The following is a 13,771-nucleotide window of genomic DNA, read 5'->3' on the forward strand; positions in this document are numbered from 1 at the left end:
GGAAGGATCGGCATGTACTGTCCGTTCTGCCGCAACCCCGATTCCCGAGTCGTGGACAGCCGTATGGCGGACGATGGTTCGGCCATCCGCCGCCGGCGTCAATGCCCTGAGTGCGGCCGCAGATTCACTACCGTGGAGACCACCAGCCTGTCCGTGATCAAGCGCTCGGGCGTCGGGGAACCATTCAGCCGCAGCAAGGTCATCAACGGGGTCCGCAAGGCGTGCCAGGGCCGCCCGGTCACGGAAGATGATCTTGCCATGCTGGCCCAGGAAGTCGAAGAGAACATCCGGGCAGCGGGCGCCGCAGAGATCGACGCCCATGAGGTCGGACTGGAGATTCTTGGCCCGCTGCAGAAGCTGGACAAGGTAGCCTATCTTCGCTTTGCCAGTGTGTACCAGGCCTTCGAATCACTGGAGGACTTCGAGTCCGCGATCGAGGTACTCCGGCATGAAGCGGACGCGGACGCGGATGCATCGGCACTGAATGGCAAGAGCTCCGAGACGAGCCCGCTCTAAGCTCCGGTGGTGGCAGCGGAGGGGAAGCCGCAGCCACCACCGGCACCACACCACCCCTGAATCACGTGACTCAGAACCATCTGCCTGAATCACCCGCCTCAGCGTCATCTGCCGCCGGATACCGGGAGGATGGCGCCTGTAATGTATCCGGCATCCCCGGACATCAGCCACATCACGGCCGCCGCCACTTCGTCAGGTTCGGCACCACGGCCCATGGGAATTGTTGGATTCAGCCGTTCCACGCGGTCCGGCATCCCGGCCGCGGCATGAAGTCCTGTGTTGGTGCTGCCTGGCGCAACGCAGTTGACCCTGATGCGCTGGTCTGCGACTTCGGCTGCCAGTCCCACTGTGAGGACGTCGACGGCGCCCTTGGACGCGGCATAGTGCGTCCACGTCCCGGGTGAGCCGGCTTTGGTGGCCGTTGAGGAAATGTTGACGATGGAACCGCCGCCGCCATTTTCAGTGCCGAGCCGGCGGATGGCCTCCTGACAGACAAAGATCAGCCCCGAAACATTGACGTCCACCACCCGCCGTACGGTGGCGGCGGGAACGTCGGCCAGCTTGCCGATCATGTTGCCCGTGATGCCGGCGTTATTGACCACCCCGGTGAGCCTGCCCAGGCTCTCTGCGGCATCGAACAGCACACGGACAGCCGCCGGATCGCTGACATCAGCCTGGACGGCAACGGCAGTACCGCCGTCGTCCGTTATGCGCCGGACAACGGACGCTGCGCCGCCGGCGTCAGCGGAGAAATTGACGACGACGGCGTAACCGGCCCGCGCGGCCCGCAGGGCGATCGCTGCTCCGATTCCCCGGCTGGCGCCGGTGACGAGCATAACCTCCGGGCCGGCCCCGGCCATGGGAGCATGCATGCCGGCTACTTGGCGAGCTTGTGCTTTATGGCGATTTCGATGGCGGCGCCAACGATTCCGGCCTCGTTTTTCAGCTCGGCAGGCACAATGGGAGTCCTCAGCCTTAGGTTGGGCAGGTACTCGTCCGCCCGCTTGGAGATGCCGCCGCCCACGATGAAGAGCTCCGGCGAGAACAGGAACTCCACGTGCGAAAAGTATCGCTGCAGCAGGACACTGTATTCGTCCCAGCTCAGGCCATCGCGCTCACGCGCCACGGCCGATGCCTTGCTTTCGGCGTCGAAACCGTCGATCTCCAGGTGGCCCAGTTCTGCGTTGGGAACCAGTCTGCCGTCGAAGATGAAGGCGGAACCGATACCGGTGCCTAGCGTAATGACCAGGACGGTTCCGTCCACCCCCGAACCTGCACCGTACCGGGCTTCCGCCAGGCCGGCGGCATCGGCGTCGTTAATGACTTCCACGGGACGACCCAGACGCTTGGTGAGCAAAGCGTCGATGTCGGTGTTGAGCCAGGTCTTGTCCACATTGGCGGCCGACAGGACCACACCATGCTGGATGATGCCGGGGAACGTCACTCCCACGGGTGAGTCCGCTGCAGGCGCGTCCGGACGGGAGGAGAGTTCCTCGACAACTTGAGCCACCACTTCGGCAACAGCCTCCGGGGTGGACGGCTGGGGTGTTGGCACGCGGAAGCGTTCCCCGAGGAGCTTGCCCTTCCTGAGGTCGACGATGCCCCCCTTGATGCCGGTGCCACCGATGTCGATTCCTATCAGCGGGGCGTTCTTTTGGGGTTTGTCGTCCTTCTTGGCCAATGTGCTTCCGTTCGTGGCAGTGGGCGGGTTGGGCGGGTCGCGGTGGCCAACACGGTGGCTGGCCGGGTCCGGCAGAAATCAGGGCAGAGTGAGAATCTCGGCGCCGGACTCGGTGACCAGGAGCGTGTGTTCAAACTGCGCAGTGCGTTTGCGGTCACGCGTCACAACGGTCCAGTCATCGGGCCACATGTCCCAGTCAACCGTGCCAAGAGTCAGCATGGGTTCGATGGTGAAGACCATGCCGGCTTCAATGACAGTGTTATAGGCCGGGGCGGCGTCATAGTGCGGGATGATCAGCCCGGTGTGGAAAGCCTCGCCCACCCCGTGGCCCGTGAAGTCCCGGACCACGCCATAGCCGAAGCGCTTGGCGTAGGACTGGATTGCGCGGCCGATCACATTGATTTCGCGTCCGGGCGCCACGGCCTTGATGGCCCGGTTCAGGGATTCGCGCGTGCGCTCCACGAGCAGCCGGGACTCATCATCGACGTCACCTGCGAGGAACGTGAAATTGGTGTCGCCGTGGACGCCGCCGATAAACGCGGTGATGTCGATGTTCAGGATGTCGCCGTCCTGGACCACGGTGGTGTCGGGGATTCCGTGGCAGATGACCTCATTCAATGATGAGCATAGTGATTTGGGGAAGCCCCGGTAGCCAAGTGTGGACGGATAGGCCCTGTGGTCCAGCAGGAACTCATGCCCCACTTTGTCCAACTGGTCCGTGGTGACTCCCGGGCGGATGTACTTGCCCACCTCAACGATGGCCTGCGCGGCGATCCGGCTGGCGACACGGATCTTCTCAATGGTCTCGTCTGACTTGACCTCGGATCCCGTGAATTTCGCCGGACCCGGCTTGCCGACGTACTCGGGGCGCGGGATCGAAGCGGGAACGGGCAGCTGCGGGCTGACGCTTCCCTGGGTAAGGGTGCCGATGGGTGCAGTCGAGGCTAGAGAGGGCATAGATTGATCATATAAGGCACCGCAGAACGCCATGTAACCGAAGGCGGCAACTGGGCCAGGTAGCTGTTTAAGTTACGTGGATCACGCTTGCACAGCTTTTGCCCAGCCGGAAGCGAGGAACAACGATGACTGACTACTGGTACAACGTCAACACCCACGAGGTGGAAGAAGACGCGATGTCCGACTGGACCCAGCTGATCGGGCCGTACAAGACCCGGGAAGAGGCGGAACATGCACTTGAAAAGGTCAAGGCCCGCAATGAGTCCTGGGAAAAGGGCGACGAAGACTAAGGTCACATCCCGACCCCACGCCCTCGGCTGAACTCGGACTTCCGCTGTACTCAAAAGACCGGTATATGGAGGCGTTATGGGACGCGGGACCGGCAGGGATGCCCGCCCCGACCGTCTGCGAATCCTCTGCCCTGGGGCGCAACGCACTAGGCGCGATGTGGGGCGACATCGCCGCAGGACCGGGGCCCGCCGTCGTCGAGTCATTCTGGTTCGCGCCACGTGACCGCGCGTTTCTCGCCACTGACATAAAAGGTGCCGGCAAGAACGCCCCCCTGTAGCTGTGGTGTCTGGTTGATCCCGCGGAAGCCAGACAGCGCTGCCGGACACGCGAGCGGCATATCGTGCACCATGCGGGCCATGCCGACGACGGGTTGTGGCCGAGCTGGGCGCTGGAAGCAGCGCCCTGGCCTTGGGCCCGGTGTTGCCGGTGGACACATCACGGGCAGTGGATGTGCACGCCCTGATGAAGCGGCTCGGCAGCTTTGCGAGTGTCCTTGGAGGTCCCGGACTTACACCGGGTGAATCAGAAGGAGTGCTCCGGGCCGGGGAACTGCCCTGATCGGACGTCGTCGCCATAGGCTTTTGCCGCTTCACTCAGTGTCGTCCGGAGATCCGCGTACTGCTTAACGAACTTGGCCATTTTTCCGCCGCGCAGCCCGGCCATGTCCTGCCACACCAGAACCTGGCCGGTGGTGACGTTGCCGGCACCGATGCCGATGGTGGGAACGCGGACCGCCGCGTCAACGGCCGCTGCCGTGTCAGCAGGAACCATTTCCATCAGCACACAGAAGGCTCCGGCGTCGGCCAGCGCCACGGCGTCGTCGATCAGCCGCTGGGCGTCATCGCCACGGCCCTGCACCCGGTAGCCGCCCAGCGCGTGTTCGCTCTGCGGGGTGAAGCCGATGTGTGCCATGACCGGGATGCCGGCCTGGACCATCGCGCGGACGGATTCTGCGTAAAACGCACCGCCTTCGATTTTGACCGCGTGGGCCAGCCCCTCCTTGAGGAAGCGGACTCCGGTGGCGACTGCCTGCTGTGCAGAGACCTCGTAGCTGCCGAAAGGAAGGTCCGCCACCACCAAAGCGCGCTTGGCGGAGCGCGCGACGGCGCGGCAGAGCGGGAGGAGCTCATCCACCGTGACCGGAAGGCTGGTCTCATTCCCGAAGACGTTATTCGACGCGGAGTCGCCCACCAGCAGAACTTCAATTCCTGCCTGATCAAATATTTCCGCCGTGTACTGCTCATAGGCAGTCAGCATCGCAAAGCGTTCACCGTTACTCTTGGCCTGCTGGAGATGATGCGTGCGGATTCTGGCCACCGGCTTTCTGCCAGCGTCCGGCGACGGTGCCGGCGGCTTTGCCGGGCCGTAGCCGTAGGGTGCGCGTACTTCAGCGGACATGCTTGAATCAGAGCTGTTGCTAGAGGCCATGGCTAGAGCGTAATGCGATACCGAACGTCCTAGCTACCGCAGCCCTTGGCGCCTCTGGTGTTTCGTGTCACAAAAGCAGCACCGGCAGTGCCCGGCACCAGACGATGAAGGGGGTCAGGGCCCGCCCATGTGTTAACGCTGTGTTACGAGGGGGATCGGCTCCCGCATTCGACCGGAATGCTTAGTAAAGTAATTCGAGAACTGCTTCCGGCTTTGTCCGCAATGGACCCGGGGCATGGACGTTGACCGGAGAAGAGGCCATCATGGACCGCCAGCAAGAGTTTGTCCTGCGCACGATCGAAGAGCGCGACGTACGTTTTGTGCGTTTGTGGTTCACCGACGTCGTGGGTTCACTCAAATCGGTGGCGCTTGCGCCGGCGGAAGTTGAAGGCGCCTTCGAAGAGGGCCTGGGCTTTGACGGCTCCGCCATCGAGGGCCTGGCCCGCGTTTTTGAATCCGACATGCTCGCGCAACCGGATCCGTCAACCTTCCAGATCCTGCCGTGGCGGGGCGAGACCGAACAGACCTCGAGGATGTTCTGCGACATCCTGACCCCGGACGGCGAACCGTCCTCGGCGGATCCCCGGAACGTCCTGAAGCGCACTTTGGCCAAGGCCGCGGACATGGGTTTTACCTGCTATACCCACCCCGAGATCGAGTTCTATCTGTTGAAGTCACAGGAGCCCGGCCCGGACGGTTCACCCATCCCCGTGGATGAAGGCGGCTACTTCGACCACGTTCCGGGCGGTGTGGCCCAGGACTTCCGCCGTACAGCCGTTACCATGCTTGAGTCCGTGGGCATTTCGGTGGAGTTCAGCCATCATGAAGCCGGCCCCGGCCAGAACGAGATCGATCTCCGCTACGCTGACGCGCTGCAGACCGCTGACAACATCATGACGTTCCGCACTGTCATCAAGGAGGTGGCACTCCAGCAGGGGACATACGCCACCTTTATGCCCAAGCCCTTCACGGCGCACCCGGGCTCCGGCATGCACACGCACTTCTCGCTCTTCGAAGGTGACACCAATGCCTTCTATGAGGCCGGCGCCGAATTCCAGCTCTCCGAGACCGCCAGGCAGTTCATCGCCGGCATCCTCAAGCATGCCCCTGAATTCACGGCAGTGACAAACCAGTTCGTGAACTCCTACAAGCGGCTGTGGGGCGGAGGAGAAGCACCGAGCTACCTGAGCTGGGGCCATAACAACCGCTCCGCCCTGGTCCGCGTCCCTCTCTACAAGCCCGGAAAAGGGCAGTCCGCACGGATCGAATACCGCGGGATAGACTCTGCCGCCAACCCCTACCTCGCATACGCCGTGCTCTTGGGCGCCGGTCTCAAGGGCATCGAGGAAGGCTACCAGCTTCCTGCCCACGCAGAAGACGATATCTGGTCGTTGAGTTCAGCCGAGCGGCGCGCCATGGGGCACGATCCGCTGCCGGCCAGCCTCCATGATGCCATCCGCAGCATGGAAGACTCGGAGCTGCTGCCGCAAATCCTAGGTGAACAGGTCTTCGAACACTTCCTGCGCAACAAACGCGCCGAGTGGCAGGACTACCGCCTGCAGGTGACACCGTACGAGCTGCAGCGCAATCTCGGCATTCTCTAGGCGGCTGGGGTGAGCCTTGCCCGCCAGCTGATCACGGCCGGATTCAGTGATTTGGAGAAGGGCGAACGGTTCCTGGCTGCCCCGGAGCTGGATGGGCTTGACCGGGATGCGCTTTTCGCCGGGCTCCAGCTGGCGGCCAATCCGGATACCGCGCTGCAGTCCCTGGTCAGGCTGATCGAGAAACACCCGCGACTGCGGGAACTGGCCGCCGCGGAGACGGACACCAGCGAGCCGCTGTACAGGGTGCTTGGAGCCTCAGAGGCCCTGGGCGAATTTCTGATCCGGCACCCGGAACATCTGGTGGCCTTCGATGTCACGGCCAGCCCGGAGCCGGTCCAGGCTGATCCTGCAGCGCTCCGCGAAGTGCTTCTGAAATCTGTAAGAGCTGATCCGAAGTCCGCCAGGCCCGTGGCCGGCAGCTTCGGCCCAAGGGCCTACGAATCCCTTCGGACTGCATACCGGCGTGGCGTTGTGGACCTCGCCATCAAGGATCTTTGCGCAGCCGACCCGCTGGACTTTATGCCCGCCGTCGGCGCCGAACTGGCGGATCTGGCCGGTGCGGCGATCGAAGCGGCGCTGGCTGTGTCCCGGGCGGAAGCCGCTGAGCAATTCGATGCCAAAGACGTGGCGGATGTCGGGCTGTCGGTGATCGGCATGGGCAAGTGCGGAGCGCGTGAGCTCAACTACATTTCGGACGTCGACGTCATCTATGTGATCGAATCACACACACTGGATGATGCGCACGCCAATACCATCGGCACTTTCGTCGCCTCGGGCATCTCGCGGGCTATCTCGGGCATCGCCAAGGAGCCGGGGCTCTGGGAGGTCGACGCCAACCTGAGGCCCGAAGGCAAGTCAGGGCCCCTGGTCCGCACGCTGGAGTCGCACCTGAGCTACTATGCGCGGTGGGCCCAAAGCTGGGAGTTTCAGGCCCTCCTGAAGGCGCGGACGATCGCCGGGGATACCGCATTGGGCAAACGATACGAAGACGCTGTCTCCCCGCTGATCTGGGCCTCCGCGAGCCGCGAGGGGTTCGTCGAGTCGGTCCAGGCCATGCGCCGGCGCGTGACGGAGCACATTCCGGCTGCCGAGGAACAACGCCAGATCAAGCTGGGCCGCGGCGGATTGCGGGATGTTGAATTCACGGTCCAGCTGCTGCAGCTGGTGCACGGCAAATCAGACGAATCACTGCGCTGCCGAGACACCACCTCCGCCATTGCAGCGCTGTCCGCCGGCGGTTACATCGGCCGCTCGGACGCAGCTGAATTTGACCGTGCCTACCGCTACCTGCGGGTGCTGGAACACCGCATACAGCTTTTCCAGCTGCGCCGGACGCATCTGATGCCAGTTAAGGACGCTTCGCTGCGTTCACTCGCCAAAGCCGTGATGGGTCCGTTCTCCAACGAACGTCCGCACCCGGATGCGCTGATGGCAGCATGGCAGAAGACCAAGCGGTCCGTGCGTGACCTCCACGAACTCATCTTCTACCGTCCGCTGTTGAACACCGCCGCCAAACTGAGCAGTGAGGACGCCCGGCTCACTCCCGAGGCGGCGCAGGGCAGGCTGGCAGCGCTGGGATATCTGGACCCGCAGGGCGCCATGCGCCACATCGAAGCCCTCACCGCCGGTGTCAGCCGGCGTGCCGCGCTGCAGCGCCAGCTGCTGCCGATCCTGCTGGGATGGCTTGCGGAGGGCGTGGACCCCGACGCCGGCCTGCTGGCTTTCCGCCGCGTCAGCGAGGCGCTGGGCACCACGCACTGGTACCTGGGAATGCTGCGCGATTCCAAGGCTGCGGCCGAACGCCTGTGCCATGTGCTGTCCAATTCGCGCCTCATTGCCGATCTCCTGGAAGTCTCGCCGGAATCAGTCGCCTGGCTGGGATCGGACAAGGAACTTGCTCCGCTGGGATTTGAGGCACAATGGCAGGAAATCGCCTCGAAGATGTCACGGCATGCGGACCCGGAGAGCGCCATGCGGCTCATCCGGCTGATCCGGCGGCGGGAAATCCTGCGGATCGCCATAGCGGACAGTTCCGGGCTCCTGGCCCAGGATGAGGTTGGTGTGGCGCTGGCGGACACTGACCGTGCCGCTGTGCTGGGAGCCCTCCGGGTGGCTGAAAACATGGCCGCCGCCGATGGCCCGCTGAAAACGCGTGTGCTGGTGGTTGCCATGGGTAGGCAGGGCGGACAGGAGATCGGCTATGGTTCGGACGCCGATGTCATGTATGTGCATCGCGGTCAGCCGGGAGTCCCCGAAGACCAGGCGCAGCTGCAGGCGGCCCGGATTGTGGGCAACGTGTCCACCTTGCTGACCCAGCCGCTGAAGCCGGCCATCAGAGCGGAACGGGTGCTGATGGTGGATGCCGACCTCCGCCCTGAAGGCAAGAACGGCGCGATGGTCCGCTCTTTGGAATCCTATGCGGAGTACTACCGGCGTTGGTCCCTCGTCTGGGAGGCGCAGGCCCTATTACGCGCCCGGCCGATGGCGGGGGATGACGGACTGGCCGCGGATTTTCTCGCGTTGATCGAGCCGATCCGGTACCCGGACGCAATTTCCGCCCAGGATGTGCGGGAGATCCGCCGTGTGAAGGCACGTGTTGAGTCTGAGCGGTTGCCACGGGGGGCAGACCCGGCGCGTCATCTGAAACTGGGCCGCGGAGGCCTGAGTGACGTCGAATGGCTGGTCCAGCTGCTGCAGCTGCAGCATGCGGCAAGGCACCCGGAACTGCGCACCGTGTCCACAGTACAGGCGCTTGAGGCCGCGGCGGCGTTGGGGTTGATCGACGACGCCGATGCGCTGCTTCTCCTGGAGGCCTGGCACCTCGCCAGCCGGATCAGGTCGGCAAATGTGATCTGGACCGGCCGGGCATCAGACCTGTTGCCGTCGTCGCGCCGGGACCTGGAGGCTGTTGCACGCTGGTGCGGTTATGAGCCGGGAAACGCTGCAGCCCTGGAAGAAGACTACCTCCGGCTGAGCAGACGCGCGCGCGCCGTTTTCGAGAGAGTTTTTTACGGACAATAGGGAACCGGGGAGCAGGTTCCGGTCTGCGTACCCGAGGGCTGCCCGGACACGGGGTAGCCTCTACTAGTACTTTGCCGGTCTCCCGGAGCCCGGTACCGAAATTATCAAAAGGGGTTGTTTACTCTTGCAGAGTCTCCAGCAGACCAGAGCCGTCCGGCAACGGACCTCCGCGGTCATCGGAGCGTTGCTGGCGGTTGCCGCGATGTTCTTCGGCGCCGCGGGAGCGGCGGCCACCGCAGACGCCGGGCGGGTAGCAGCGGCCGACGCAGGCACAACGCAAGCAGGCACGGGCCCAGCCGGCACGGTGAACGCCGGCGCAGCGCAAGCAGGTAAGGCGCCGTCGGGCGTTTCCGGCCGGAAGTTCGTGATCGGCACGGACACCACGTTCGCGCCGTTCGAGTTCCGCGACGGTGGCGGTGAGCTGACCGGAATCGACATGGACATCATCCGCGAGGTGGCCAAGGGCCAGGGTTTCGAGGTGGAGATCAAGTCGCTTGGGTTTAACGCGGCCCTCCAGGCACTGTCCTCGAACCAGGTGGACGGTGTCATTGCCGGCATGTCCATCACCGAGCCGCGCAAGCAGATCTACGACTTCTCTGAGCCCTACTTTGAGTCCGGCGTGCAGATGGCTGTAGCCAAGGGCAACGCGGAGATCAAGGGCTACGAGGATCTGCGCGGCAAGACCGTAACAGCCAAGACCGGCAGCGAGGGGGAAACCTTCGCATCGTCCATCGCCGCGCAGTATGGCTTTACCGTCAAGGCACTGGATCAGTCAGCCATCATGTACGAACTCGTGAAGTCGGGCAACGCCGTCGCGGTTTTCGACGACTACCCGGTGCTGGCATACGGCATCAGCCAGAACAACGGGCTCAAGTCTGTCTCGGAGAAGGAAAAGGGCGGTTCCTACGGATTCGCGGTCAACAAGAACCAGAACCCGGAACTGTTGGCGGCATTCAACGCCGGCCTTGCGGAAATGAAGGCCAACGGCAAGTATCAGGCCGTCCTGGACAAGTATCTCAAGGACCCGGCCCAGGCTGTGGAATCCACCTTCTGGGACCTGTTGTCCAACAGCTTTCCGGCCCTCATGAAGGGCCTGGGCAACACCGTCCTGGTCACCGCCATTTCCTTCGCCGTGGCCATGTTGGTCGGCCTGTTCATGGGCTTTATGAAGATCTCCACCAACGTGGTTCTGCGCGGCATCGCCACCACGTTTGTGAATGTGTTCCGAGGGACCCCGCTGCTGGTCTGGGCCTTTTTCTTCTACTTCGGCATCCCGCAGCTGACCGGCCAGCCGATTGATATCTGGGTGGCTGGTGTGCTCACCCTGAGCCTGAACTCGGCGGCCTACATTACTGAGATTGTCCGTGGAGCCATTCAATCCGTGGACCCCGGCCAGCTCGAAGCCAGCCGCAGCCTGGGCCTGGGCTACAGCAAGTCCATGGAGAAAGTAGTGGTGCCGCAGGCGTTCAAGATCATGACGCCCTCGCTCATCAACCAGCTGATCATCATGCTGAAGGACAGCTCGCTGCTTCTCGCCATCGGTTTCTCGGAGCTGCTCTACCAAGGCCAACAGATCTACGCAGGAAACTTCCGGATCACCGAAACCCTGCTGATCGTCGCAGTCATGTACTTCGTGGTGATCATGCTGCTGACCAAACTGGCCAACGCCGTGGATAAGAGGTTCAACAAGTGAGTACGGAAGTAACCGGAGCAAGCAAAATTTCGGTCCGGGGACTAAAAAAGTCCTTCGGGTCCAACGAGGTTCTCAAAGGCATCAACGCAGATGTAGCGGAAGGGGAAGTGGTGTGCGTCATCGGCCCCTCGGGGTCCGGTAAGTCCACCTTCCTGCGGTGCCTGAACAAGCTCGAGGATATCACCGCCGGCCACGTGATCGTGGATGGCTTTGACCTTACTGACCCAACCGTGGATATCAACGAAGTGCGCCGTCACATCGGGATGGTTTTCCAGCACTTCAATCTGTTCCCGCACATGAGCGTGATTGAGAACATCATGCTGGCGCCTGTGGAATCGAAGAAGCAGAACAAAGAGGCAGCAAGGGCGAACGCGTTGAAGCTGCTGGAACGCGTGGGTCTGTCCGAGAAGGCGGATGCCCGCCCGGCGTCGCTCTCCGGCGGGCAGAAGCAGCGCGTGGCCATCGCCCGGGCGCTGGCGATGAATCCGGACATCATGCTCTTCGATGAAGCCACCTCGGCGCTGGACCCCGAGATGGTGGGGGAGGTACTTCAGGTCATCAAGGACCTGGCCAAGGAAGGCATGACCATGGTGCTGGTCACGCACGAGATGGGTTTTGCCCGCGAAGTGGCAGACCGGGTCCTCTTTATGGCCGACGGCTACATCTGCGAGCAGGGCGATCCTGAGAACCTGTTCGGCAACCCGCAGCAGCAGCGCACCCAGGAATTTCTTTCCAAGGTTCTCTAAAACGCCGGTTTTGGGAAAGCGGCGGGGAGAATTAGAGGGCTGACAGCTGCAGGGCTTGATGCTAGTTTGGGCCCATGGCTACGCAAATCTACTTTAATCTCCCCGTCAAGGATCTCAACCGGACCGTCGATTTTTTCACTGCGCTCGGCTTTTCGTTCAACCCCGACTTCACCGATGAAAACGCCACGTGCATGATCATCAATGAAAACGCCTTCGTGATGCTGTTGGTGGAGGGTTTCTTCAAGACCTTCACGTCCAAGGGCATTGTGGACGCCACCACCACCACGGAAGTCATCATCGCCTTTTCGGTGGACAGCCGGGAGGAAGTGGACCAGACCGTCCGCAAGGCACTGGCGGCCGGCGGAACACCATCGCAGGAAGTCCAGGACTACGGTTTTATGTACAACCACAGTTTTCAGGATCCGGATGGCCACCTCTGGGAAGTCATGTGGATGGATCCGGCCGGAGCGCCGGCGGACCCAGCTCCTGACGCAACGGCAGAATAACCACGACGGCGGTGGCGGTGTTCTCGAGGAACCGAAGCGGCCCCAGGCCGCGACTGCGCAGGGACTGGGCATGATCCAGTGCCGCCACCCCGGCGGCGCCAATTGCGACGGCCACCAGGCAAGCCTGACGGCATTCCGCACCAGCGTGCCGGTGTGAAGGCAGCTTCATGCAGCCGCTGGTAGCGGATGTGTTGTTCCCCGTCGCCCAGAATCCGCCCGCCAAGTTGCTGCAGACACTTGTCCGGGGCTCCATCCCTTAGCGCCGCGAAGTACTGCTCGGCCGCCGGCTCGGCAACGAGAAACAACATCAGTTCCAGACGGAGACCTGCCTGTGCCTGTTGTTTCGAAGTAGCGGATCCAAGTTTCGTAGCTCATGACATCACGCTAGGCCGGATGGATGGGGAAAGGACCAGCCGGTAGGAGACGTCAGATGGCTGGCGCCCGTCCGCAGTCGGTCTGGATACTCGTTAGCCTGAGTGTTATGCAACCTTCTATCTGGCTGATTCCGCTCAGGAACCTTGACGCCGATGCGCGGGCCATCCAGCTGGGTTCTGTCGCCGAACTGGAGCTGGCGCCCGGCCAGCGCGATTTCGTCGGCGATCCTCTGCGCATGGCACTGGTGGGCCTGGCAGAGGACTCGCGGCATCCGTACGTCATAGAGGCCGACGGGGAGCCGGTGGGTGTGCTGACCCTGCAGTCCGGCGCCGCCGAGCTGGCAGGCTGGCCGGATAAAGATTCCGTGTGGCTCTTGAGGGGCTTCCTGATCGACCGCCGGCACCAAGGAAAGGGACTGGGCACGCTGGCGGCGACAGCTGCCGTGGAGACTGCCCGCAAACTTACGGCACGGCTGGGCGGCGATGACGCCGGCGTCGTACTTTCCGTCAATGAACGCAACCATGCGGGCCAGTCCGCGTACCTTAAGGCCGGCTTCATAGACCGCGGGCCGTACCTCGGCGGGGACTCGGGGCCGCAGCGGACCATGTTCTGTTGTTTTGCTCGACCGGCTTCTGCGGACGTCAACCTTGATTGACACCCCTCGAATCGTCAACTAGAGTTGACGCCAGGAGGTGTCTGATGGAAACTCTGATCGGATCAATGGACGGCATGGGCCCTGCGGAGGCGCTCTACGCGGTGGCTGAGCTTCACAAGGAGCTGGCAAGGACGGAATCCGAGGCCGTGCTCCGCGGCCGCCAGGCGGGGCTTTCGTGGGAAGCGATTGCCCAGTGCCTGGGAATCAGCAAGCAGGCCGTGCACAAGAAGTACGGGAAGCGCTGACGCTGGTGCCTGCGACGATGACCACACCGGTTTTCTTCCAATATATGCCCGGA

At 63.0% G+C, this 13,771-nt stretch carries 14 protein-coding genes; 10 read left to right on the top strand and 4 right to left on the bottom strand.

Annotated features, from left to right (window positions below; translation table 11 throughout):
- Window positions 1-12: 12 nt before the first annotated feature.
- The gene (gene nrdR / locus ACQCST_RS09295) at window positions 13-516 is read left to right on the top strand and encodes a transcriptional regulator NrdR (protein ID WP_426998970.1); all 504 of its coding nucleotides are present in this window, start codon (window positions 13-15) and stop codon (window positions 514-516) included.
- Between the two features lie 104 nt (window positions 517-620).
- Here the strand turns inward: nrdR and ACQCST_RS09300 are convergent, their stop codons facing one another.
- The 3 genes from ACQCST_RS09300 to map all read right to left on the bottom strand — a co-directional run bounded on the left by ACQCST_RS09300 (window position 621) and on the right by map (window position 3,154).
- Window positions 621-1,388, bottom strand: a complete 768-nt coding sequence (locus tag ACQCST_RS09300) for an SDR family oxidoreductase (protein WP_426998971.1) — start codon at window positions 1,386-1,388, stop codon at window positions 621-623.
- Between the two features lie 5 nt (window positions 1,389-1,393).
- On the bottom strand, window positions 1,394-2,197 hold the full coding sequence (ppgK, locus tag ACQCST_RS09305) for a polyphosphate--glucose phosphotransferase (RefSeq protein ID WP_426998972.1): 804 nt from the start codon (window positions 2,195-2,197) through the stop codon (window positions 1,394-1,396).
- A 78-nt stretch (window positions 2,198-2,275) separates the two neighbouring features.
- Window positions 2,276-3,154: a type I methionyl aminopeptidase gene (map, locus tag ACQCST_RS09310; RefSeq protein WP_426998973.1), complete on the bottom strand. Its 879-nt coding sequence runs from the start codon at window positions 3,152-3,154 to the stop codon at window positions 2,276-2,278.
- A 125-nt stretch (window positions 3,155-3,279) separates the two neighbouring features.
- On the opposite strand from map, the gene ACQCST_RS09315 reads away from it, so the two are divergent.
- Window positions 3,280-3,444: an SPOR domain-containing protein gene (locus ACQCST_RS09315; protein ID WP_426998974.1), complete on the top strand. Its 165-nt coding sequence runs from the start codon at window positions 3,280-3,282 to the stop codon at window positions 3,442-3,444.
- 98 nt (window positions 3,445-3,542) lie between these two features.
- Window positions 3,543-3,722 carry a hypothetical protein gene (locus ACQCST_RS09320; RefSeq protein ID WP_426998975.1) on the top strand — a complete coding sequence of 60 codons (180 nt, stop codon included), beginning with the start codon at window positions 3,543-3,545 and terminating at the stop codon, window positions 3,720-3,722.
- Between the two features lie 245 nt (window positions 3,723-3,967).
- Here ACQCST_RS09320 and panB read toward each other — a convergent pair whose 3' ends face one another.
- The gene (panB, locus tag ACQCST_RS09325; protein ID WP_426998976.1) at window positions 3,968-4,873 is read right to left on the bottom strand and encodes a 3-methyl-2-oxobutanoate hydroxymethyltransferase; all 906 of its coding nucleotides are present in this window, start codon (window positions 4,871-4,873) and stop codon (window positions 3,968-3,970) included.
- Between the two features lie 263 nt (window positions 4,874-5,136).
- Here panB and glnA point away from each other — a divergent pair, with 263 nt between their 5' ends.
- The 7 genes from glnA (at window position 5,137) to ACQCST_RS09360 (ending at window position 13,718) form a co-directional block, all read left to right on the top strand.
- On the top strand, window positions 5,137-6,477 hold the full coding sequence (glnA, locus tag ACQCST_RS09330; protein WP_426998977.1) for a type I glutamate--ammonia ligase: 1,341 nt from the start codon (window positions 5,137-5,139) through the stop codon (window positions 6,475-6,477).
- A gap of 9 nt (window positions 6,478-6,486) precedes the next feature.
- Entirely contained in the window at window positions 6,487-9,498 is a 3,012-nt protein-coding gene (locus tag ACQCST_RS09335; RefSeq protein WP_426998978.1) for a bifunctional [glutamine synthetase] adenylyltransferase/[glutamine synthetase]-adenylyl-L-tyrosine phosphorylase, read from the top strand.
- 202 nt (window positions 9,499-9,700) lie between these two features.
- Window positions 9,701-11,191, top strand: coding sequence for an amino acid ABC transporter substrate-binding protein/permease (locus tag ACQCST_RS09340; RefSeq protein ID WP_426999132.1), 1,491 nt, complete (start codon window positions 9,701-9,703; stop codon window positions 11,189-11,191).
- Window positions 11,188-11,937 carry an amino acid ABC transporter ATP-binding protein gene (locus ACQCST_RS09345; RefSeq protein ID WP_426998979.1) on the top strand — a complete coding sequence of 250 codons (750 nt, stop codon included), beginning with the start codon at window positions 11,188-11,190 and terminating at the stop codon, window positions 11,935-11,937. Before ACQCST_RS09340 ends, ACQCST_RS09345 begins: the two co-directional genes overlap by 4 nt.
- A 74-nt stretch (window positions 11,938-12,011) precedes the next feature.
- Complete coding sequence (locus ACQCST_RS09350) at window positions 12,012-12,443, top strand: VOC family protein (protein WP_426998980.1); 432 nt, start codon at window positions 12,012-12,014, stop codon at window positions 12,441-12,443.
- 481 nt (window positions 12,444-12,924) lie between these two features.
- Entirely contained in the window at window positions 12,925-13,473 is a 549-nt protein-coding gene (locus ACQCST_RS09355; protein ID WP_426998981.1) for a GNAT family N-acetyltransferase, read from the top strand.
- A 44-nt stretch (window positions 13,474-13,517) separates the two neighbouring features.
- Window positions 13,518-13,718 carry an AsnC family protein gene (locus ACQCST_RS09360; RefSeq protein WP_426998982.1) on the top strand — a complete coding sequence of 67 codons (201 nt, stop codon included), beginning with the start codon at window positions 13,518-13,520 and terminating at the stop codon, window positions 13,716-13,718.
- Window positions 13,719-13,771 lie beyond the last annotated feature (53 nt).

It is taken from the genome of Pseudarthrobacter sp. N5, from assembly GCF_050157035.1.
Lineage (GTDB): Bacteria > Actinomycetota > Actinomycetes > Actinomycetales > Micrococcaceae > Arthrobacter.